Annotated in this window: 19 protein-coding genes; 9 read left to right on the plus strand and 10 right to left on the minus strand. The window is 59.8% G+C overall.

Going from position 1 to position 19,074, the window contains the following annotated elements; translation table 11 throughout:
- Nucleotides 1-38: 38 nt before the first annotated feature.
- Genes QSJ80_RS12075 through QSJ80_RS12090 form a run of 4 tightly spaced genes read right to left on the minus strand, consistent with a single transcriptional unit; the run spans nucleotide 39 to nucleotide 4,928 of the window.
- Entirely contained in the window at nucleotides 39-1,208 is a 1,170-nt protein-coding gene (locus QSJ80_RS12075) for an acyl-CoA dehydrogenase family protein (RefSeq protein ID WP_285764716.1), read from the minus strand.
- Nucleotides 1,209-1,210: 2 nt separating this feature from the next.
- Entirely contained in the window at nucleotides 1,211-2,371 is a 1,161-nt protein-coding gene (locus tag QSJ80_RS12080; protein WP_285764717.1) for an acyl-CoA dehydrogenase family protein, read from the minus strand.
- Nucleotides 2,372-2,415: 44 nt separating this feature from the next.
- Entirely contained in the window at nucleotides 2,416-4,023 is a 1,608-nt protein-coding gene (locus tag QSJ80_RS12085; RefSeq protein WP_285764718.1) for an acyl-CoA carboxylase subunit beta, read from the minus strand.
- A gap of 11 nt (nucleotides 4,024-4,034) precedes the next feature.
- Nucleotides 4,035-4,928 carry an SDR family oxidoreductase gene (locus QSJ80_RS12090; protein WP_285764719.1) on the minus strand — a complete coding sequence of 298 codons (894 nt, stop codon included), beginning with the start codon at nucleotides 4,926-4,928 and terminating at the stop codon, nucleotides 4,035-4,037.
- A 360-nt stretch (nucleotides 4,929-5,288) separates the two neighbouring features.
- Between QSJ80_RS12090 and QSJ80_RS12095 the strand changes: the two genes are divergently transcribed.
- Nucleotides 5,289-7,286: a hypothetical protein gene (locus tag QSJ80_RS12095; protein ID WP_285764720.1), complete on the plus strand. Its 1,998-nt coding sequence runs from the start codon at nucleotides 5,289-5,291 to the stop codon at nucleotides 7,284-7,286.
- Nucleotides 7,287-7,320: 34 nt separating this feature from the next.
- Here QSJ80_RS12095 and yciH read toward each other — a convergent pair whose 3' ends face one another.
- The gene (gene yciH / locus QSJ80_RS12100; RefSeq protein WP_285764721.1) at nucleotides 7,321-7,644 is read right to left on the minus strand and encodes a stress response translation initiation inhibitor YciH; all 324 of its coding nucleotides are present in this window, start codon (nucleotides 7,642-7,644) and stop codon (nucleotides 7,321-7,323) included.
- 147 nt (nucleotides 7,645-7,791) lie between these two features.
- On the opposite strand from yciH, the gene QSJ80_RS12105 reads away from it, so the two are divergent.
- From QSJ80_RS12105 to QSJ80_RS12125, 5 genes are all read left to right on the plus strand, one after another.
- Entirely contained in the window at nucleotides 7,792-8,634 is an 843-nt protein-coding gene (locus QSJ80_RS12105) for an ion transporter (RefSeq protein ID WP_285764722.1), read from the plus strand.
- Nucleotides 8,635-8,667: 33 nt separating this feature from the next.
- Nucleotides 8,668-9,807: a serine hydrolase domain-containing protein gene (locus QSJ80_RS12110; protein ID WP_285764723.1), complete on the plus strand. Its 1,140-nt coding sequence runs from the start codon at nucleotides 8,668-8,670 to the stop codon at nucleotides 9,805-9,807.
- Between the two features lie 37 nt (nucleotides 9,808-9,844).
- Nucleotides 9,845-10,078, plus strand: coding sequence for a SlyX family protein (locus QSJ80_RS12115; RefSeq protein ID WP_285764724.1), 234 nt, complete (start codon nucleotides 9,845-9,847; stop codon nucleotides 10,076-10,078).
- 574 nt (nucleotides 10,079-10,652) lie between these two features.
- Complete coding sequence (locus QSJ80_RS12120; protein ID WP_285764725.1) at nucleotides 10,653-11,300, plus strand: YiaD family glycine zipper/OmpA-like lipoprotein; 648 nt, start codon at nucleotides 10,653-10,655, stop codon at nucleotides 11,298-11,300.
- A 199-nt stretch (nucleotides 11,301-11,499) separates the two neighbouring features.
- Complete coding sequence (locus QSJ80_RS12125; protein WP_285764726.1) at nucleotides 11,500-11,910, plus strand: hypothetical protein; 411 nt, start codon at nucleotides 11,500-11,502, stop codon at nucleotides 11,908-11,910.
- On the opposite strand, the gene QSJ80_RS12130 is transcribed toward QSJ80_RS12125, so the two are convergent.
- Nucleotides 11,894-13,081: an MFS transporter gene (locus QSJ80_RS12130; RefSeq protein WP_285764727.1), complete on the minus strand. Its 1,188-nt coding sequence runs from the start codon at nucleotides 13,079-13,081 to the stop codon at nucleotides 11,894-11,896. The two genes, QSJ80_RS12125 and QSJ80_RS12130, sit on opposite strands and share 17 nt — an antisense overlap.
- 183 nt (nucleotides 13,082-13,264) lie before the next feature.
- Here QSJ80_RS12130 and QSJ80_RS12135 point away from each other — a divergent pair, with 183 nt between their 5' ends.
- From QSJ80_RS12135 to QSJ80_RS12145, 3 genes are all read left to right on the plus strand, one after another.
- Nucleotides 13,265-13,633: a hypothetical protein gene (locus QSJ80_RS12135; RefSeq protein ID WP_285764728.1), complete on the plus strand. Its 369-nt coding sequence runs from the start codon at nucleotides 13,265-13,267 to the stop codon at nucleotides 13,631-13,633.
- Nucleotides 13,634-13,713: 80 nt separating this feature from the next.
- Nucleotides 13,714-14,079: a SpoIIAA family protein gene (locus QSJ80_RS12140; protein WP_285764729.1), complete on the plus strand. Its 366-nt coding sequence runs from the start codon at nucleotides 13,714-13,716 to the stop codon at nucleotides 14,077-14,079.
- A 79-nt stretch (nucleotides 14,080-14,158) separates the two neighbouring features.
- Nucleotides 14,159-14,983: a class I SAM-dependent methyltransferase gene (locus tag QSJ80_RS12145; RefSeq protein ID WP_285764730.1), complete on the plus strand. Its 825-nt coding sequence runs from the start codon at nucleotides 14,159-14,161 to the stop codon at nucleotides 14,981-14,983.
- On the opposite strand, the gene QSJ80_RS12150 is transcribed toward QSJ80_RS12145, so the two are convergent.
- From QSJ80_RS12150 to cmoA, 4 genes are all read right to left on the minus strand, one after another.
- Nucleotides 14,984-16,369, minus strand: coding sequence for an L-serine ammonia-lyase (locus QSJ80_RS12150; RefSeq protein WP_285764731.1), 1,386 nt, complete (start codon nucleotides 16,367-16,369; stop codon nucleotides 14,984-14,986).
- 63 nt (nucleotides 16,370-16,432) lie between these two features.
- A complete protein-coding gene (locus tag QSJ80_RS12155) occupies nucleotides 16,433-17,305 on the minus strand; it encodes a Dyp-type peroxidase (RefSeq protein ID WP_285764732.1) in 873 nt (290 codons plus the stop codon).
- Nucleotides 17,306-17,371: 66 nt separating this feature from the next.
- Nucleotides 17,372-18,343 carry a tRNA 5-methoxyuridine(34)/uridine 5-oxyacetic acid(34) synthase CmoB gene (gene cmoB, locus QSJ80_RS12160; RefSeq protein WP_285764733.1) on the minus strand — a complete coding sequence of 324 codons (972 nt, stop codon included), beginning with the start codon at nucleotides 18,341-18,343 and terminating at the stop codon, nucleotides 17,372-17,374.
- Nucleotides 18,340-19,074 (minus strand): carboxy-S-adenosyl-L-methionine synthase CmoA, encoded by a 735-nt coding sequence (gene cmoA / locus QSJ80_RS12165; RefSeq protein WP_285764734.1) that lies wholly within the window; start codon nucleotides 19,072-19,074, stop codon nucleotides 18,340-18,342. The genes cmoB and cmoA overlap by 4 nt, the downstream gene beginning before the upstream one ends.

The raw sequence follows: 19,074 nt of genomic DNA on the forward strand, positions 1-19,074 counted from the left end.
AGTCGGTTCCAGAGCCGCGTTCGGATTGGTTGCGGGTATCAGATACCGAGCTGACGCACCGCAAGGTCCCGCATGATCTCCTCGGAACCACCCCCGATGGCGTTGACTCGGACCTCCCGGTAGATACGCTCGACGCGGCAGCCCCGGATATAGCTGGCACCGCCAATTACCTGCATGGCTTCGCGCGCACAATATTCCATGGTCTGCGTAGCCTGTACCTTTAGCAGTGCGACATCGGCCGGCTTGAGCTGCAGGTGCATGTCTTGCCAAGCGCAGAGCTCAAGGTAGGCCTGGCTCGCATTGATACGTTGCAGCATCTCTGCGAATTTGTGCCGGATAACCTGGCGTTTGGAAAGTGGGCGACCGAATGTTACGCGTTCAGCTGCCCAGTCGATTGCGTCCTGCAGGCAGACCCGGGCATATTCAATACAGGAAGCCGCGATGGCGAGCCTCTCATGATTGAAGTTGTGCACGATGGGTATGAAGCCGCGGTTTACCTCGCCGACCAGGTTGGTGGCGGGCACCCGGACTTCATCGAAGTGAATAGTGGCCGTATCGGAGCACCACCAGCCCTGTTTCTTGTCGAGTGGCGTGCGGCTGACGCCGTTTGCGTCAGCGGGAATCAGGAGCAGGGAAATGCCCTCCAGGCCATCCTCGCCCGTTCGCACTGCTGTGGTAAACCAGTTCGCGCGCATGCCACCGGTGATATAGGTTTTTTCACCACTCACTATCCAGTCGTCACCATCCGCGACCGCGCGGGTGCGCAGGTTGGCCACGTCAGAACCGCCCCCGGGTTCGGTGATCGCAAGTGAGATATGCGCGCGGCCATCGAGCACCGCAGGGATGACGGCATCCCTGGTGGCGTCACTCGCGTAGTGCACCACCGGTGGCAGGGCGATGCCGTGCACCAGCAGGGTTGCATAGAGCCCGCCGGCGCCACAGCGGGCGAGTTCCTGCGCGGTCACGATCATGTGGAAGTTGTCGATGCCCTCAGAAATGCCGCCAAAGGCTTCCGGGTAGCCTTGCTGCAGTAGCCCCATGTCGGCGGCTTTATGCCAGAGACTATCCGGCAGCTCCCCTGACTCTTCCCAGTCATTGATGTGCGGCATGATTTCCCGATCGACGAACTTGCGCAACTGTTCGCGCCATTGCTGGTGGGATTCCTGATAGAAAGGACTTGCCGGGCGTGTTGCGTCTATGTCGAACATGTTCAGTCCCGGCGCTTGCGCGGCAGTATGCCCATGAGCTTGCAGATGATCCCGAGCATGATTTCGTCCGCGCCGCCACCAACCGGCGTCAGGCGGAAATCGCGGTAGCGCCGGTTCACCAGGGTATCGTTCATATAGCCCATGCCGCCCCAGTACTGCAGGCACTGATCCGGTATCGTGCGCGCGAGTCGGCCAGCCTTGAGTTTCGCCATGGAGGCGAGGGTGGTGACATCCTGGCCATTGGTATAGGCCTCGATAGCACTGTATGTCAGTGCGCGCAGAGCCTCCACTTCCATCTGCTGCTCGGCCAGCGTGAAGTGGATGGACTGGTTATCCAGCAGCGGAGCGCCAAAGGTTTTTCGTTCGCGCGTGTATTCGATGGTCTCACTGATGCAGGACTCAAGGCCCTTGATTGAGATGGCGGCACCTGCGAGCCGCTCTTCCTGGAATTGCAGCATCTGCAGCAGGAAGCCCGCACCTTCATCACCGATGCGATACGCCTGGGGTACGCGCACATCATCGAAGTAGACCGGCGCTGTCTCGGAGCTGCGCATGCCGAGCTTATCCAGTTTTTCCCCGATGCTGAGCCCGGGCGTCTTTGCTGGAACCACGATCAGGGATTTGTTCTCATGGGGTTTGCCTTCACCAGTGTTGGCAAGCACGCAGAAGAAATCGGCGCAGGGTGCATTGGTGATCCACATTTTGCTGCCGTTGATGACATAGTCATCACCGTCCTTGCGGGCCCGGGTCTGGATGGCGGCGACATCCGATCCCGCGCCCGGTTCGGAAACCGCAATCGCGGCCACCATTTCACCGCGAATTGCCGGCGCGAGAAATGCGTCTTTCAGGGCGTCGCTGGCGTAATTGGCCAGTGCCGGGGTTGCCATGGAGGTTTGCACCGCGATGGAAAGCGGAACACCGCCGCACCAGGCCGCACCGAGCTCTTCGAGGAATACCGCCTCAAAACTGAAGTTCAGCCCGAGTCCGCCATAGGCCTCGGGCTTGGAAATGCCGAGCAGGCCAAGCTCACCCAGCTTGCGGAATAGCTCATGCGCAGGGAAGCGGCCTGCGCGCTCCCATTCCTCGACATGGGGATTGATTTCCTGTTCCACAAACTGCCTGACGGTGCGTCGCAGCTGTTCGTGCTCATTGGTAAACAACATGGTTTTCCCTCTTGTCTTTGGGAGACTTGTAGCGTGGTTTGATTCTAGAGGCGGGCTACCCCGAACGTATTTTTCCTGCCCGCGGGTATTTCAGTGCTTTGCCTGCAAACCGAAAGCAGCATGCCCAGAATCTTGCGCGTATCCCGGGGGTCGATAATGCCGTCGTCCCAGAGTCGCGCGGAGCAGGCGAGTGCGGTGGCACTGCTGTCAAGGAAGGCTGCGGTATCGGCTTCGAGTTTGGACAATGCGGCCTCGTCTACCTGGCCTGCCTTCTCCATCTTCTGCTCGGTGACAATGCGCATCACCTTGCCAGCCTGAGCGCCACCCATGACAGCGGTGCGGGCGTTGGGCCAGGCCAGGATAAAGCGCGGGTCAAAACCCCGGCCACACATCGCATAATTGCCAGCGCCGTATGAGCCGCCAATGACAATGCTCAGCTTGGGTACACTGGCATTGGCAACGGCTTGGATCATCTTGGATCCATGCTTGATGATGCCGGACTGTTCCGCCTCGGTGCCGACCATAAACCCGGTGGTGTTATGCAGGAACAGCAGCGGAATATCACTCTGTTCGCACAACTGGATGAACTGTGCGGCTTTGGTGGCGCCCGCGGATGTGATTGGTCCGTTATTGCCAATCACCCCCAGCGGTGCACCGAACAGGTGAATATGGCCACACACGGTTTGGCGGTCGTATTCGGGTTTGAAGTCCAGGTAACGGGAGCCATCGGCGATACGCGCAATGATTTCCCTGACATCGTAAGGCTGTTTGGTGTCCGCCGGGACAATGCCGAGCAGGTCCTCTGCAGGGTAGAGCGGCGGGTCCTCGACAGGGGCAGGGGCTGCTGCCGACAATGGCGCGAGGCTTGCCAGGATTTCCCGCGCGATACGGATGCCATCGGCATCATCTTCGGCAAGGTATTCTCCTGTGCCGGCGATACTCGCATGCATCTCCGCGCCGCCCAGCGCCTCACTGGTGGCTTCCTCTCCGGTTGCTGCTTTGAGCAGTGGAGGGCCTGCCAGGAACATGGTGGCCTGCTGTCGCACCAGTACGACATAATCCGAGAGCCCGGGCTGGTAGGCGCCACCGGCCGTGGCGCTGCCGTGTACTACGGTAACCTGGGGGATACCGGCGGCAGACATGCGTGCCTGGTTTGCGAAACCCCTCCCTCCCGGGGCAAAGGTTTCATTGGCATACATCAGGTTGGCACCGCCACTTTGCGCGAGGGTAACGAACGGCAAGCGGTTTTCCATCGCAATCTGCTGCATGCGTAACGCCTTGTCCATGCCGGTCGGCGTGATGGTGCCACCCTTGATTGCATAGTTGTCCACCCGCACCAGGCAACGCCGACCGCTCACGGTACCGATGCCGCAGATTGCCCCACCGGCGGCGCTGCCGTCCTCATCGCCATAGCTGCCGTAGCCGGCAAAGGCACAGAGTTCCAGGAAAGGGGTGCCTGGGTCCAGTAACCTTGCGAGGCGCTCCTGTGGCAACAGCCAGCCCCTGTTCCGGTAGCGCTGCGCGCGCTGTTCTTCGTTCTTGGTGCGGTTTTGCTGAAGTGAAACGATCGCTCCCAGCGCATCTGACATGGCCGCGCGGTTAGAGGCGAACTCCGCCGATTCGGCGTTGATCTGGCTTTCGAATGGCTGCACGAATTGCCCCTTTACAGTTTTCCTTCGGCTTCCAGCTCGGCAACTGCCTCGGGGCGTTTGCTTCTGTGGAAACCGTTAAAGGTATTGCGCCGGATAGCGGGGCCGACGCGCCATGCGGGAGATGCCACATTGAGGGATGAGCCACCGTCCACGCGCAGTGTCTGCCCGGTAATATAGGCCGCTGCGGGAGACAGCAGGAAGCACACCGCAGCACTCACCTCTGCCTCCTCGCCGAGGCGGTAGAGGGGGATGGTCTCCTTGAACCCCGGGAGCAGGGCCTTGAGAAATTCAGGGTCGTAGGTATCGAATCCGCTGGACAGGATATAGCCCGGGGCGACGGCATTGACCCGCACCGCGTGCGGCGCCCATTCAATGGCTGCGGTCTGGGTGAAATTCTCCATGCCGGCGCGGGCGGCACCCGAATGCCCCATGGAGGGCATGCCGCCGACATTGTCGGCACTGATATTGACGATACTGCCGCCGTTATCCTTCATGGCCTGGATAAACGCTTCGCGGGCCATCAGGAAACCGCCGACGAGATTGGAGCGCACCACGGCCTCGAAACCTTTTGCGCTGGTGAGCTCCAGCGGCGCGGGGAATTGTCCCCCGGCGTTATTCACCAGCCCATCGATCCGGTCGTAGCATTCGAGTACTTCCGAGATCAGTTGCTTTACCCGGTCCTCATCCCGTATGTCGCCGATGTGGCAACTGGCCTGGCCGCCATCTTCCTGGATCTCCTGGCGTACCTGTTCCAGTTTTTCCGCCTTGCGCCCAACCAGGGCGACTCTGGCGCCGAGGCCTGACAGTTCGTGCGCGATACAGCGTCCGATACCGCTCCCGCCGCCAGTGACGATGATCACCTGGTCTAGGAAGCTGTCTTTACGTAGTTGGCTCTGGTAGCCCATGGAAATCCTTCATCCGTGTGTGCATTTTCCACTCAACACTAACAGCGCGAGGGCCGCCAGTAGTTGCCTAATCCTCCCAGCAGACTTGGCTGAACGTCCCAGTTGGCAATGGTATTTTCTGCAGATTTGCAGTGGGAGCCGCTGAGCCTGTGCTGGTGGCGCGGAGCGACAGCCATGCAGTGGGTACGCTTGCGCTCAATTGGGTGAAAACTGTCCAGGAAGCACTCCAATGAACCGGCGGTTTCGCGCACCTGAGAACCAGTGCGCTTTCCCGCCACTGCAAAATGATTAAGCTCGAAAGCTACCTAAACACCCACCTCAACGAATGATGTGTCTCGTCCAATGAATGCTGAAGTGAAAATGGCAACAGAGTCCCAAGCAGGCAAGCCGGTAGCGGCCGCAGCTGCGACGGCAGCTACGGCCACCGCTCCGACCAAAGCGATGACCAAAGCTATAAAAAGCCCGCTCAATCGCATTGAGCAGCTTTTCACCAGTACTCGCCTGACGCATCAGCAAGAGACCGGGCTGGAGAAGGCGCTCATCGTGGGGCGGATCCTCGTCGCGTCCGCTACTGCGGGCCTGACCGCGCGGCCCTTCTGGCGGGCCAAACCGCAGAAGCAGGTATTCCAGGCCCTGGACTCGGGTAACGCCCCGGGCCTGAACCTGCTTGTTTCCGTGCTTGCGGACCGCGCGGATCTGGTGGTTCCTGCAGAGATTCGCATGGTGAATGGCTCCCGGGTTTTCTGTGAGCGCTCGGCGGGCAGTGGCGTCCGGAGTGGTGATATCTGCCTGTATGTGGGTGCGGCGTTTCTCGGGGTCGCCACGGGCAAGGAGTTCTGTACGGCGGTTGCCGCCGCGCTGGCGCCCTGGAGCGGTAGGGTACGGCCGGTGCTGGCCGCGGCGCTGCAGCATAGGAACGGTAAGACCGGACGCCACACCGAATTTTTGCAGCGCCTTGCAGCGGTGGATGGTCGAACTTGTGAGGCCATGGCTACCAGCCTGCATCGATATCAGGGCGCTATTGCTGCGCGGGTCGCAGGCGCGGAGGTGCTTGCAGCGATGCCGGCAAAATTCGCCATGCTAAAGCGCTGTGAATCCGACATTCTGGCAGAGAACGCCCAGCACCTGGGCGAGGGACGCCTCTATGCAAACCTGCCGCAGGCGGTGTTGACCCGATTTAACAAAAAGTGGCAGCAACCTGCCGCGAAGGATGCTTTGCAGAATGGTGCAGATGACAGCGGGATCGCCTGGCTGGATGCTGCGATGCAGGGCAAAGCGGTTTCCGGAAAAGAAAAAAATGGCGAGTCGCTTCTGCTTGGCGATTTTGCGCCGGCACGACTGGTTTCGGACTTTGCTGGCCTCTGTGCCGCATTGACCCTAGCGGAGTACAGAGCGCAGGGCGTGTACCGCGAGGGCCTGGACCTGGTGGATCACCAGCAGATGGCCAGGGGTGATGCTCAGCTCGACAAAGCGCGAAAAATCCTCGATGTATTCTTCAACAAGGAAACCCCGGAGCGTTTCCTGCTGATGGATCTCCCCTCAGATGCAGATATGCGCTCGATGGGGTTGCAGCCCGCAATCGACTGGCTGCGCAACAAGCTCGTTGACCTGCGCGAGCTCGAGCGTCTCCTTGCCAAGGAGCGCAGCGTGTCCGAGTTGCGCCGGCTGGGACGGCGCCTGTTGCTGGCTCAGGTCAGCATCGATCCGGCGGTTTTCCGGTTGCGCTCCATTGTCCCGGACGAGGCGCGTGAACTTGCCCTGGACAGTACGCGCAATACGGATGAGCTGGGCATCCAGATTGAAAAGATCCACCGGATGTTCTTTCTCAGGATCTGGCGTGCACTGGCGCTGGAGTCCGGTGAGACCAGGGCTCGCGGCGAGCGCCTCGTTAAGCTTGTCAGGGCTTATGGGCTGCTGGAAAAATCGGAAGCAAGGCTCGGAGACTTCGGCCGTACCGCGCTGTTGATGGCGCGCGTGGCGGAAGGCGGCATCGCGAAGGACGATGAAAAAGCGATGTTGGGCCTTGCCGACAAGCAGGCAAGGGCAGTGCAATACGAAATCGGCCAGATGATACAAGTTGGCGCCAGACTCCCGATTCTCACCCGAGGCTCTCACCAGAATCTGGCGGGACTGCTCTCCGAACAGAATGACCAGCTCAAGGTGATGAGCCAGGCGCTGTCAACCAAAAGCCTGGGCGGTTTTCTCCGGGACCTGTCGGGGCGCTGCGAAGCGGTGCGGGCAATTGTCTGGAAGCAGTACAGCTTGGCGCTCGCAGAGCTGGCCGGCCTGTGTATGGGGGTTGAAAAGGCACACGGTATCAAGCCCCTGCGCCTCGTTAGCTACGCCGCTGAAAACTAGGGGCGAGCCAGGAGCAAACTGGAGAAAACGCGGCTCAGCCGCCGGCAAGTTTTACCTTCATGCCCTTGGCTTCCAGTAGCGCCTGAATTTCGGCGCGTTTGTCTCCCTGTATTTCAATCACACCATCTTTCAGGGCGCCGCCACAGCCGCAGCGTTTTTTCAGTTCTGCCAGCATCAGCTTCAATTCCGCGTCGGTACCCTCGAGTCCACGCACGCAGGTGACGCCCTTGCCCTTGCGGCCCTTTGTCTCGCGCTGGATGCGAACAATACCGTCGCCCTTGTGTCGGGCCGGAGCGGCTTTTTCTTCTTTTACCCGGCCACCGTCGGTGGAATATACGAGCCTGGTATCTTTTGCCATGGGGTCTGCTTAAATTTCAGTCAGATAGGGGTTGCTGGATGCCAGCGCGCATTCTTGCGCTCAGGTGCGCACTTGTCCAGCAGGGGGTTACAGGTACCCGAAAAATCTCTAAGCTTGGCGCTGCGATAGTGATACCGGTGAAGTGATATGCCGCAGAAGGGAATGCGCGAAACCCTCAACACGATTATTTTCGGGACGAAGACGCCTGCCGGTAAGTTTTTTGATCTCGCGCTGATCTGGGCGATCGTGATCAGCGTGGTCCTGATCCTGCTCGCCACAATCGACGCTATTTCCGAGGAATACCGCCGCGGCCTCTATATGGCCGAATGGGTATTCACCATTCTTTTCACGATTGAATACGCGCTCAGGATCTATAGCGCCCGCGATCGCAAGCAGTATATTTTCAGTTTCTATGGTGTGGTCGACCTGTTGTCGATACTGCCGCTGTATATTTCGCTGATCTTCCCGCAGGCGAGCTACCTGCTGGTGATTCGCCTCCTGCGCGTGCTGCGTATTTTCCGGGTCCTCAAGTTATTGCGCTATATGAAGGACGCCAATTTACTGTTGCGCTCGCTGTGGCATTCGCGTCGAAAAATCATGGTCTTCTTCGGCACGGTACTGATTATGTGCGTCATTATCGGTTCGGTGATGTACGCGGTGGAGGGGCCGGAAAACGGCTTTACCAGCATTCCGAAGAGCATTTACTGGACGATTGTGACCATTACTACGGTCGGCTACGGGGACATCACGCCACAGACCAATTTTGGTCAGGGACTGGCAGCGGCAACAATGCTGTTGGGTTATTCCATCATTGCGGTTCCCACCGGGATCATAACCTCGCAGATGGCCTCAGAACTGAGACGTGACACCATGCTCCTCAATTGCCTGGCCTGTGGCAGGGGCAACCATGAGACGGAAGCGCGCTTTTGCCTGAAGTGTGGTGCGGAGTTGCCCAACGATCTGGCAGAGCCGGAAGACGATGTGAGCTAGTCGCAGCCCGAATCCGCTGAGCAGGAATATTCATTGGAAATATACGGATTTTGCGCCCCCGGACTGGAGGCGTTGTACAGCACTTTTGCAGAAAACTTTGCCCAGAGAGGCGATACCGGCGCCTCGTTTGCCGCGGTTCACCATGGTGAGCTGATCGTGTCCCTGGCGGCGGGGACACGCGACCGCGACGGCAGCCTGCCGTATTCGGAAGAGACACTGGTGAATGTGTTTTCCGCCAGCAAGGGGGTGCTGGCCGCACTGGTATTGCAGCAAGTGGCGCAGGGGAACCTGTCACTGGATGCGCCGGTGTGCGCCTACTGGCCGGAGTTTGCGGCTGGCGGCAAGCAGGAAATCACTGTCGGGCAGCTTTTGTCACATCGCTCGGGGCTGAATGCGTTCCAGCGCAAGGTGCCAGATGGTCTGATCTACAGTTGGGCGGACGCCGTCAGGGAGATAGAGCAGACCGCACCTTACTGGGAGCCCGGCAGGGTACAGGGTTATTCACCGTTCCTCTATGGCTGGAGCCTGGGCGAATTGTTGCAACGGGTGACAGGCAGGCGCCTGGAAGCCCTGTACAGGGCGAGCATGGCGGAGCCCCTGGAGCTAGATGGCGGTTTTGGTGCTGTCGGCCACAGCTCGACACTTGTGGCGGATGTGCAGCCTCTGAAAGTTGCGCTGGGGCAGGGTGGTGGCCTGGTTGCCGAAGCCATCAGGGCGGACAGGAAGGGGATGGTGGCAAAGGCTTTTACCAACCCGGTATCCCTGATGCTTGGCACAAACTCCCGCGCCTGGCGAGAAGCCCTGATCCCGGCGGCCAATGGGCATTTCAGTGCGCGCGACCTGGCCCGCATCTATGGCGATATGGCCAGCAGTGGTGAGGTGCTCGGCGCACGCGGGCTGGAGCTCGCGTTGACACCGCAATCGAGCGCAAAAGATGCAACCCTGCAGGCGGAACTGGCCTTCAGTTACGGCTTTATGCTGCAGGGTGAACGACCGGATCTCGATTACGGCTCTGCACTGTCTTTCGGGCATCCAGGCGCTGGTGGCAGTGTCGGTTTCGCGGACCCGGAACAGGGGCTGGGTATTGGGTACACTACCGCCCGGTTGGGGCAGAGTTTGCTGATGGATGAGCGCGCGATGCAGCTCGTGCGCCAGCTACGAGGCCTGATATAGCCGGGATTGAAAAAGCAGTATAAATGGAGCAGCAATAATGACCGAGAGCAAAGCTGAGCAACTGGAGGCGCGGGTGGCCGAACTGGAGACCCGGCTGCTGTTCCAGGAGGATACCCTGCAGGCGCTGGATGATGTGGTTACCAGGCAAGATGGTGAGGTGGCGCTCTTGCGGGCACAGGTCCAGCATCTCTCCGAAAAGCTCAAGGAGCTTCAGCTTGGCAGTGGTGGAGAGGGAGGCGGCGGCCAGGAGGAGCGCCCGCCACACTATTGATCGGTCTAATTCGCGCCTGAGAAGAGGTTTGGATCCAAAAGCGCCGTTATTCCATTCGTAGTGCGTATTGAATTTTTTTATCTAAAAACCTTATAAAAAATTCGGATGCTGCCCGTAATCGAGGCTTGACATTATTTTTCCACACCTGAGGCACTATTCTGGCGCGTTTTTCCCGTACGGAATGCTGAAGTTTTGAACGTCCGTGGGGAGCCATAACTCCTTGTTTTTTAGGTGTTTTATTTTGTGTTGAATTTCTGCGCAATCCGCTGGATGCCACGTATTGCGTGGCGTATGGGGATTTTTTCGGGAATCATGCACAGAGTTATCCACAGAAGCTGTGAATAGCCGTAGCGCGTCTTGCCACGTGTTTTCCGGCAGGCACTGCGGCAGCTGTCTATGTTTGTATTTTTGCGATGCGGGGTTTGCATTTTGCGTCGCATACGCTGGTATTCAAATGGAAGAAGCAATACTCTTGCCGGCAATTGGGCCGTTCAGCCCCGGTACATCTTGCCGGGCTTAGCATGCGGCCCGGTACTCCAAATAATCCATAAATGAAGTGTTAGGAGAGACACGGATGAAGAAACTGGTCCTGATTGCCGCTTTGAGCACCATTGCCGGCTGTACCACCATGGATCCGTATACCGGCCAGACCAAGACAAGCAACGCTACCAAGGGCGCCGGTATTGGCGCTGTGGCGGGTGCCGTCATTGGCGCAGCAACTGCCAGTGACAAGGATCGCAAGAAGGGCGCTGTGACCGGTGCCCTTGGCGGCGCCGCGATTGGTGGCGGTATCGGCTACTACATGGACAGGCAGGAGATGCTGCTGCGCGAGCGCCTGCAGGGTTCCGGTGTCCAGGTTGAGCGTGAGGGTGACAACATCCGCCTGATCATGCCGGGTAACATTACCTTTGCCACTGGTCGTCACGAGATTCGTTCTGACTTCCACGGCACCCTGGATTCAGTGGCTGTGGTCCTGAACGAATTTGATCGCACTGCCATCCGGGTTGGTGGCCACACTGACAGCACCGGCTCTGACGTCACCAACCAGGCGCTGAGCGAGCGACGCGCAGGCGCGGTAGCGGACTTCTTTATGGCACGCAATATCAGCGCTGGCCGTATTCAGGCTGTTGGTTATGGCGAACGTTACCCGGTAGAGCAGAACAATACCGATGCTGGCCGGCAGGCGAATCGCCGCGTAGAGCTGGAACTGCTTCCCCTGTAAAGGCGGCTTGCATTAAAACTAAGGGCGGTGCAGGCGCGATGCCTGCGCCGTACCGTTTCGGGCGCTGTAGAGCAGCTGAGCGCAGCCAACACGCCCGCAAAGCAAAAAAGAATTCATTGAAGAGCCGGTTCCCCGGCATGTAGTACTTCGACAATCTCTGGAAAGCTGGCATTGGACGCCGGATACAGGTGGCACAGATATGAAGAACTACCTCGCGACACCTCTTGCCTTACTCGTCGGCAGTGCGGCCTTGCTCGCGCGCGCCGAGCCCGCTCCCGGCTACTTTGACAGCGCAGCGCTGGTTGCCCAGGTCAGGATTGCTGAAATTCACCGGGAACGGAATGAGGGGCTCTCCCAGCCGGGAATCACCGCGGTTCAGGGATATATATACGCCGCTGAAACCAGGAAAGTGTGGAAGGGCAGTGCCGGCGAAACTGTCGCTTTCCGTATCACCCTCAGCGATTGCCACCGCAAGCTGGAAGCGGGTGGTGAATACCTGATTTTCGCAACCCATGACGGCCTGGGCAGGCTCGAGGTCAAGAGCTGTGAAGCTGTTGTGCCCGAGGCCCAGTGGACACCCGTGCTCGCCAGTTTTACCCCGCGCGATTGAGTTGCCAGCCCGGTCGTTGCCGGTAGCGCAATACCATCAGGCTGATCAGGGCCAGCGGTGCGAGGCTGACGATCACCATGCCCTGCCATCCTATCGCATTCAGGACCAGCCCGGCGCTGAGCGACGCCACGGCCTGGGTGGAGAAAATCGTAAATTCATTGATGGTCTGTGCCCGGTAAGGGTCGCCATTGCCATAGGTTCGCGGGAGCAGAGTGGTGCCTGCGACGAACATGAAATTCCAGCCGACACCAAGCAGCACAAGCGCGGTCCAGAAGCCGGCGCCAGAAGTATCGAGCGCAGCAACCGCGGTACTCAGGACGTAGGCGACAACGCCGAGCAGGATCAGGCCACGGATGCCAAGCCGGCCAATCAGCCAGCCGGAAAACAGGGACGGCAGGTACATGGCGGCAATATGGCTCTGGATGGTGAACTTTGTCGTCTCCAGGCTGTGGCCATGGATGTGATGCATGCTGATCGGGGTGGCCGTCATGACGAAGGACATCACGCTGTAGCCGATGGCCCCGGAAGCAACGGCGCACCAGAACAGGGGCTCGTGCAGGAAGCTGCGACCCTCGGTATTGGATTCGGCGGGGGTGGACTCCGCGTTGGCGGCGGGGACAAAGAACTGCAGGCCGATAAGGACCACGATGTAGCAAAACCCGATGAGCAGGAAGCTGCCGACGTAGCGGGTGCCTGTCAGCTCCTGGCCGGCGACTGCCAGCTCAGGTCCCACGAAGGCGGCGCCAATGCCGGCCAGCAGTACCAGGGAAGCGGCCTGTGCCTGCTGGTGCAGCGGCACCTGTTCCATTGCGGCGAAGCGATAATGCTGTACCACCGCGGCAGACATGCCGAGCACCACGCTCCCACACAGGAAAAGGGGGAAGGAAGCGGACTGCACTGCGAACGCGAGCAGTGCGCAGTTGAGCAGCCCGGCAGTGGCGGTAAATACAAACACCGCTTTGCGGCCGAAGCGCCGCATCAGGGATGGCACTATGCCCGCGGCCAGCGCGGTGCCAACCACCATTACTGCAATCGGCGCAGTGGCCAGAGTCGGGTCCGGAGCAAGCTCTGCACCAATCAGGGCGCCGAGAAATACCATGAGTGGTATCGCGGCGTTACTCATGACCTGCAAAAATCCGATCAGCCATACCTGGCCAGGCAATTTCCACATAATTTAAAGCGTCCGCGATAAATTCGCCCATGTTAGGGATATATTGAAGTAAAGGCCAGTGCGCTTATTTCGGATATGAATAAAGGCGTAGAAAAATTTTACTGGTTAGCAATTCAGTGCTTGGATGTTATTAATTGCAGGTTATAGTTTCTCTATTGAATGGATCCTGGGAAGGAATTGATTATGCGCAAGTTACTTTTACCCCTGATAATTCTCCTGATCATCGCCGGCTACTTCATGATGACGCGCGAGAATACCAAGGTGTCAGAACCGGTGCAGCCGGAGCCGCAGAAAGAGCAGCCCGCCACCGAGCTTGAAGGCGCTGTCGACCAGATGCAGGAAGATGTGAAGGATGCGGCAGAGTCTACCGGTGACGTAATCGAGGAAGGCGCTGAAGCAGCGAAAGACGCGGCAGACGACGCAATGGACAAGGCCAAGGAGGCCGCTGAGGACGCCGGTGAAGCGGTGGAGGATGCCGTTGACAAGGTACGCGGCAACGTGAACGAGGCGGCGGAAGAACTGGAGAAGAAAACCGAAGACCCTCAGTCCTGAGGTCTCCAGCGCGCTTCGGATAATATTGATGTAAGCAGGGGCCGCGGATGACCGCGGCCTTTTGCGTTCTGGCTTGGAAAATGATTATTCATCACTGGCACCGGGATAACAGTATTCTCGAAGTCGCCCCGCAGGGTCCGCTGCAGGCCGCGGACTTTCGGTCGCTGGCGTCCATGGTGGATCCCCATATCCTTGACGAAGGCAATCTCAAGGGGCTGATGATCAGCGCGGAGCAGTTCGATGGCTGGGAGAGTTTCGCCGCACTGATCGATCACCTCAATTTTGTCAGGGATCACCATCGTTCCATTCGACGCATCGCACTGCTCTCGGACAGTCCTGTTTTCGGGGTGCTACCGCGGATTCTCGATCACTTTGTCAGTGCGGAGGTGCGCCCGTTTGCCCTGGCCGAGCGCAACGACGCGCTTGAATGGCTGGCGGGAGCCTGATTGATTGGGACGGGCCGGGAAGGCCGCAAGTCGCTGAATTGCGCTAGAATCCAGTCCCGCGCATAAACCGAGATCTGGTGTGAAGGACTCCCTCGCAGTATTGACCGACTCTGCCGGATGGCTTGCCACTTTTGCCGCGGAGCACAGCCTGGAACCGCTCCCGGGTGTATCCCCTGACGACGTTACGGCGTTTCCCTTTGTGCTCGCAGTCATCGACGGCAAACTGTCCCTCAAACAGACCGGCGCAGGTTCTGCGGGGCCGGTATATGTAGATTTTACCGCGGGCGCATCCGATCACAGGCGCAAGTTTGGCGGCGGCAAGGGTCAGCAGATAGCCAAGGCGGTTGGAGTCCGCGGCAGTTTTCTGCCTCATGTGGTAGATGCCACAGCGGGGCTCGGCCGCGATGCCTTTGTCTTTGCCTCCCTGGGGTGCCGGGTAACCATGCTGGAGCGCAACCCGGTGGTGCATCGATTGCTGGCTGATGGGTTACAGCGTCTGCAGCAGTGCGACGATCCGGAACTGGCCGCCATTGGCGCGCGTATGACTCTGGAACAGGGTGGGGAACAGGGTGGGGAACAGGGTGGGGAACAGGGGGGCGCGCGGGACTGGCTTGAGTCCTGTGCGGCGGACTCCTGTGATGTGATCTACCTGGATCCGATGTTCCCGAGCCGTGAAAAGAGCGCCAAGGTAAAAAAAGACATGGTGGCTTTCCACCATGTGGTGGGCATGGACGAAGATGCGGATGACCTGTTGCCGGCGGCATTGCAGGCCTGCATCTATCGCGTGGTGGTGAAGCGACCGAAAGGCGCGCCCCACCTGGCGGGCAAGGCGCCTGCGCTGGAACTCAAGGGCAAGTCCAACCGCTTTGATATTTATACAAAGAAGGCTCTGCCGAAGGGTTGATCAGCAGTTGATCTCGTTCACTGCAAGGCCACCCTGGGATGTTTCCTTGTACTTGCTCTGCATATCGATGCCGGTCTGGCGCATGGTCTCGATCACGCTGTCGAGCGGCACCACGTGCGAGCCGTCGCCGCGCAGCGCCAGCCGCGCAGCATTGATCGCCTTCACCGCGCCCATGGTGTTGCGCTCGATGCAGGGAATCTGTACCAGGCCGCCAATCGGGTCGCAGGTCAGGCCCAGATTGTGCTCCATGCCGATCTCCGCGGCATTTTCGATCTGCAGGGTATTTGCCCCGAGTACTGCGGCAAGGCCCGCCGCAGCCATGGAGCAGGCCACACCGATTTCGCCCTGGCAGCCCACTTCCGCAGCCGAGATCGAAGCGTTCTTCTTGAACAGCATGCCGATAGCGCCGGCTGTCAGCAGGAAGGTGCATACCGCATCCTGGGCGCTGCCGTGCAGCTTGTCGTCGTGTACAAAGCGCATGTAATAGGCGATGACCGCCGGGATAACGCCGGCCGCGCCATTGGTGGGGGCAGTGACGACCTTGCCCCGTGCGGCATTTTCTTCATTGACCGCAAGCGCAAACAGGCTCACCCAGTCCAGTACCGCGAGGCCCTGGGCCGGTTCACCCGCCAGCTGGCGCTTGAGGTCCGCAAACAGGCTTGCTGCGCGGCGCTTGACGTTCAGCCCACCCGGCAACACGCCATGCTGTGCGCAGCCGCGGTCAATACACGCATCCATCACCTGCCAGATATTCCACAGGCCTTCGTAGATGCGTTTTTCCGGGCGGAACGCCCTTTCGTTGGCCAGCGCCAGTTCCGCGATGGTCATGTTGTGTTTCTGGCACAGGGAAATCAGTTCCGCGCCGGAATTGAAGTCGTAGGGCAGGGGGCGCAGTTTCTGCGCCTTGTTCTCGAACTCGTCTTCTGCCAGTACAAAGCCGCCGCCGATGGAGAAGTAGCTGCGACGCAGCAACTCCTCATTGCCGCGCATTGCCACGCAGGTCATGCCGTTGGAATGCTGCGGCAGGAACTCGTTCATGTGGAACACCAGGTCCCGGTCGCGGACAAACGGGATATCCCGCACACCACCGAGGCGCAGCTGCTCGCTCTGGCCGATGGATTCGAGGCGGGTGTCGATCTGGTCCACATCGATACGGTCCGGCTGCTGGCCTTCCAGACCCATCTGAACCGCCATATCGGTACCATGGCCAACGCCGGTCAGGGCGAGTGAACCGTAGAGGTGCACCTGGACCCGGTCCAGCTCGTGCAGCAGGCCCTGGTCAACCAGTTCCTGCACAAAACGGTAGGCCGCCACCATGGGGCCGACGGTGTGGGAGCTGGACGGGCCTACGCCCACTTTGAAGAGTTCGAAAACACTGAGGCTCATACATACATCCTGGAAACTCGTTCTCGTGCGTCCCGGCTGTCCGTATGGTCATGGTTTGCCGGGCTAGGGCAGCAGGCTGCGCAGCTGCTCCGCGGGCGGAGCATACCAGTAAGCGCCGCTCTCAGGGTGACTGAATTCGGTCAGTCTGTCATGAATGCCATCGCCGCTGAGCCCGAACATGCGGCGCAGGATCACCTCGAAGCGCCGCTGTTCGCAGGCGAAGGCCAGGAAATACAGGCCGTGCCTGGCGCTGTCACCGAACGGCATGCTCTTGCGGAAGATTGCCATCGCCTGACCATCCACTTCCACATCGGTACGGCTTACGTGGGAGTCGACCGGCATGGCGTCGCCCCTGAGCTGGATGCTGTCCGGCTTGGTGCGGCCGATGACCTCCTCCTGCTCCGAGACCCGCATTGCGTGGAACGCGTGAAGGTTGTGCAGCCAGCGCTGGCTCAGTACCACGCTGCCACCGGCAGCGGGGCCTTCGCTGATGACCGCCGCCTGCAGGGCCTCTTCGCCCACGGGGTTTTCGGTGCCGTCGATAAAACCGGTCAGGTCGCGATTGTCACGGTAGCGGAAACAGCGCTGCTCCAGGTTGAACTTGACGAACTTGTCCAGGCGGTCGCGGACGGCCAGTGCCGAGTCGAAAACCTCGTCCACGCCATTGCCCTGGATCCACAGCATCAAGTCGCCCTGGGAGGCCGGCGCGGTAGCGCTGCCGATAACCGGGTGGAAGTCTTCCAGTGGCGGCTGCATGCCGAGCGCTGCACTCATGCTTTTACCGAACGCGACCAGCACCCGCTCCGGAAACTGCTCGTGCAGCCCGGCCGCGATGGCCGCAACCTCGTGTGCGCTGCCGGCGTCCCGCAGTACGCCTTCGAAAGCATGGGCTATGGGCGGGTTGACGTTGAATATGGCCGCTTGCGGTGTACTCACGATTACTCCTCGATTTTTATTTTAATGTTGCTGTTTTGCTTTGTACGCGGTTGGTGTAACGCGCCACTAGTCGGCGTAGGCCGTGATCACGGCGCGCAGCGGCGCCGGATGGCCTTCGAGCGTAAGGTCCGGGTCGTCTTTGGACAGGAATTCCTGCAGGGAGTCGAACGTCATCCAGTCCGTGCGGCGTTGTTCACTGGTGGTGGTCTTGCACAGGTCTACGGTGCGGGTATTGCTGAATCCACATTTGCGCAACCAGCTTTCCAGGGTCGCGCAGCTTGGCAGCGCCCATACATTCCGCATCTGTGCGTAGCGGCCCTCCGGTATCAGGCACTCCCCGAGGTCGCCCTCTATCACAAGGGTTTCAAGCACCAGCTGGCCGCCGCGGCGCAGGGTGCCGCGCAGCTCGCGCAGGTGGTCCATGGGGGAGCGGCGGTGGTACAGCACGCCCATGGAAAAAGTGGTGTCGAATGCACGCAGTTCCGGTGTGACATCCTCGATGCCGAGCGGCAGCAGGTCAACCGGCGCGTGCGCGCCGAGGTATCGTTTCAATGCGTAAAACTGGGCCACGAACTTCGGGCTCGGATCTATGCCGATAACCTGGCGTGCGCCCGCACCAAAGGTGCGCCAGCAGTGGTAGCCGTTGCCGCAACCGACATCCAGGACCAGCCTTTCGTCCAGCGGATCGAGATGCGGCAGCACCCGGTCCCACTTCCAGTCGGAGCGCCACTCGGTATCGATAAACACATCGAAAATCTGCCAGGGCCCCTTGCGCCAGGGGTGCAGCTCGCGCAGGATTGTTTCAAGCTGGCGGTTCTGTTCCTCGCTCAAATTGCCGGCACAGCGCACGGCATCCTTGAGCTCGACCTCAGTGGCCTCGAGCCGGGGCAGCGAGGCCAGGGTGGATTCCCATGCGGGCAGGTCACCCCAGCGGTCGGGGCTGAAGCCCTCCGCGATCTGTGCCGGCAGGTGGGCCAGCCAGGGCCGCAGCGCCGGGGTATGGGCGAAAAAGCGGTAGAGGTCGCTGTAGTCGATCATTTGATGGCAATCATCGAGGCGAAATTGAAGCACTGGAACCAGACATCGACGCTGCTGAAGCCGATCTCGCGCAGCCTGTCGCGATGCTGGCCGAGTGTCTCGGGGATCAGCACGTTCTCCAGTGCGGTACGCTTCTGGGCGATTTCCAGAGCACTGTAACCATTGGCAGCCTTGAAGGCATGGTGCAGGTCGATCATCAGCTCGCCATGTGCCGCGTCTTCAAAAATGACCTTCTCGGAAATAATGAGCACACCACCAGGCCTGAGTCCCTCGAAGATTTTTTGCAGGATTGCCTTGCGCTGTTCGACGGCGATGAACTGCAGGGTGAAGTTCAGGACCACGACCGAAGCATTCTCAATGCGGGCATCCTGGATATCCTGGCAAAGCAGTTCCACTGGTACCGGGGCTGAGTCCGCCGCAATTACGGTCTGGCAGCGCTCCACCATGGCTTCGGAGTTGTCCACCGCGATGATTTTGCAGTCGGCAGCCGGGATGCGGTGGCGCATGGCCAGGGTCGCAGCGCCGAGGGACGCGCCCAGGTCATAACACTGGCTGCCTGACTGCGCATAGCGCTCCGCCAGAGTGCCTATCATCGCCACGATGGTGGTGTAACCCGGTACAGACCGCTGGATCATGTCCGGGAAGACGTCCACAACCTTGTTATCGAACTGGAACCCGGTGACATCCCCCAGCGGGTTCGAGTAGATATTGTCCTTGTTGCCCCTGGCCAT

The sequence above is a fragment of the Biformimicrobium ophioploci genome (genome assembly GCF_030270605.1).
Classification (GTDB): domain Bacteria; phylum Pseudomonadota; class Gammaproteobacteria; order Pseudomonadales; family Cellvibrionaceae; genus Biformimicrobium; species Biformimicrobium ophioploci.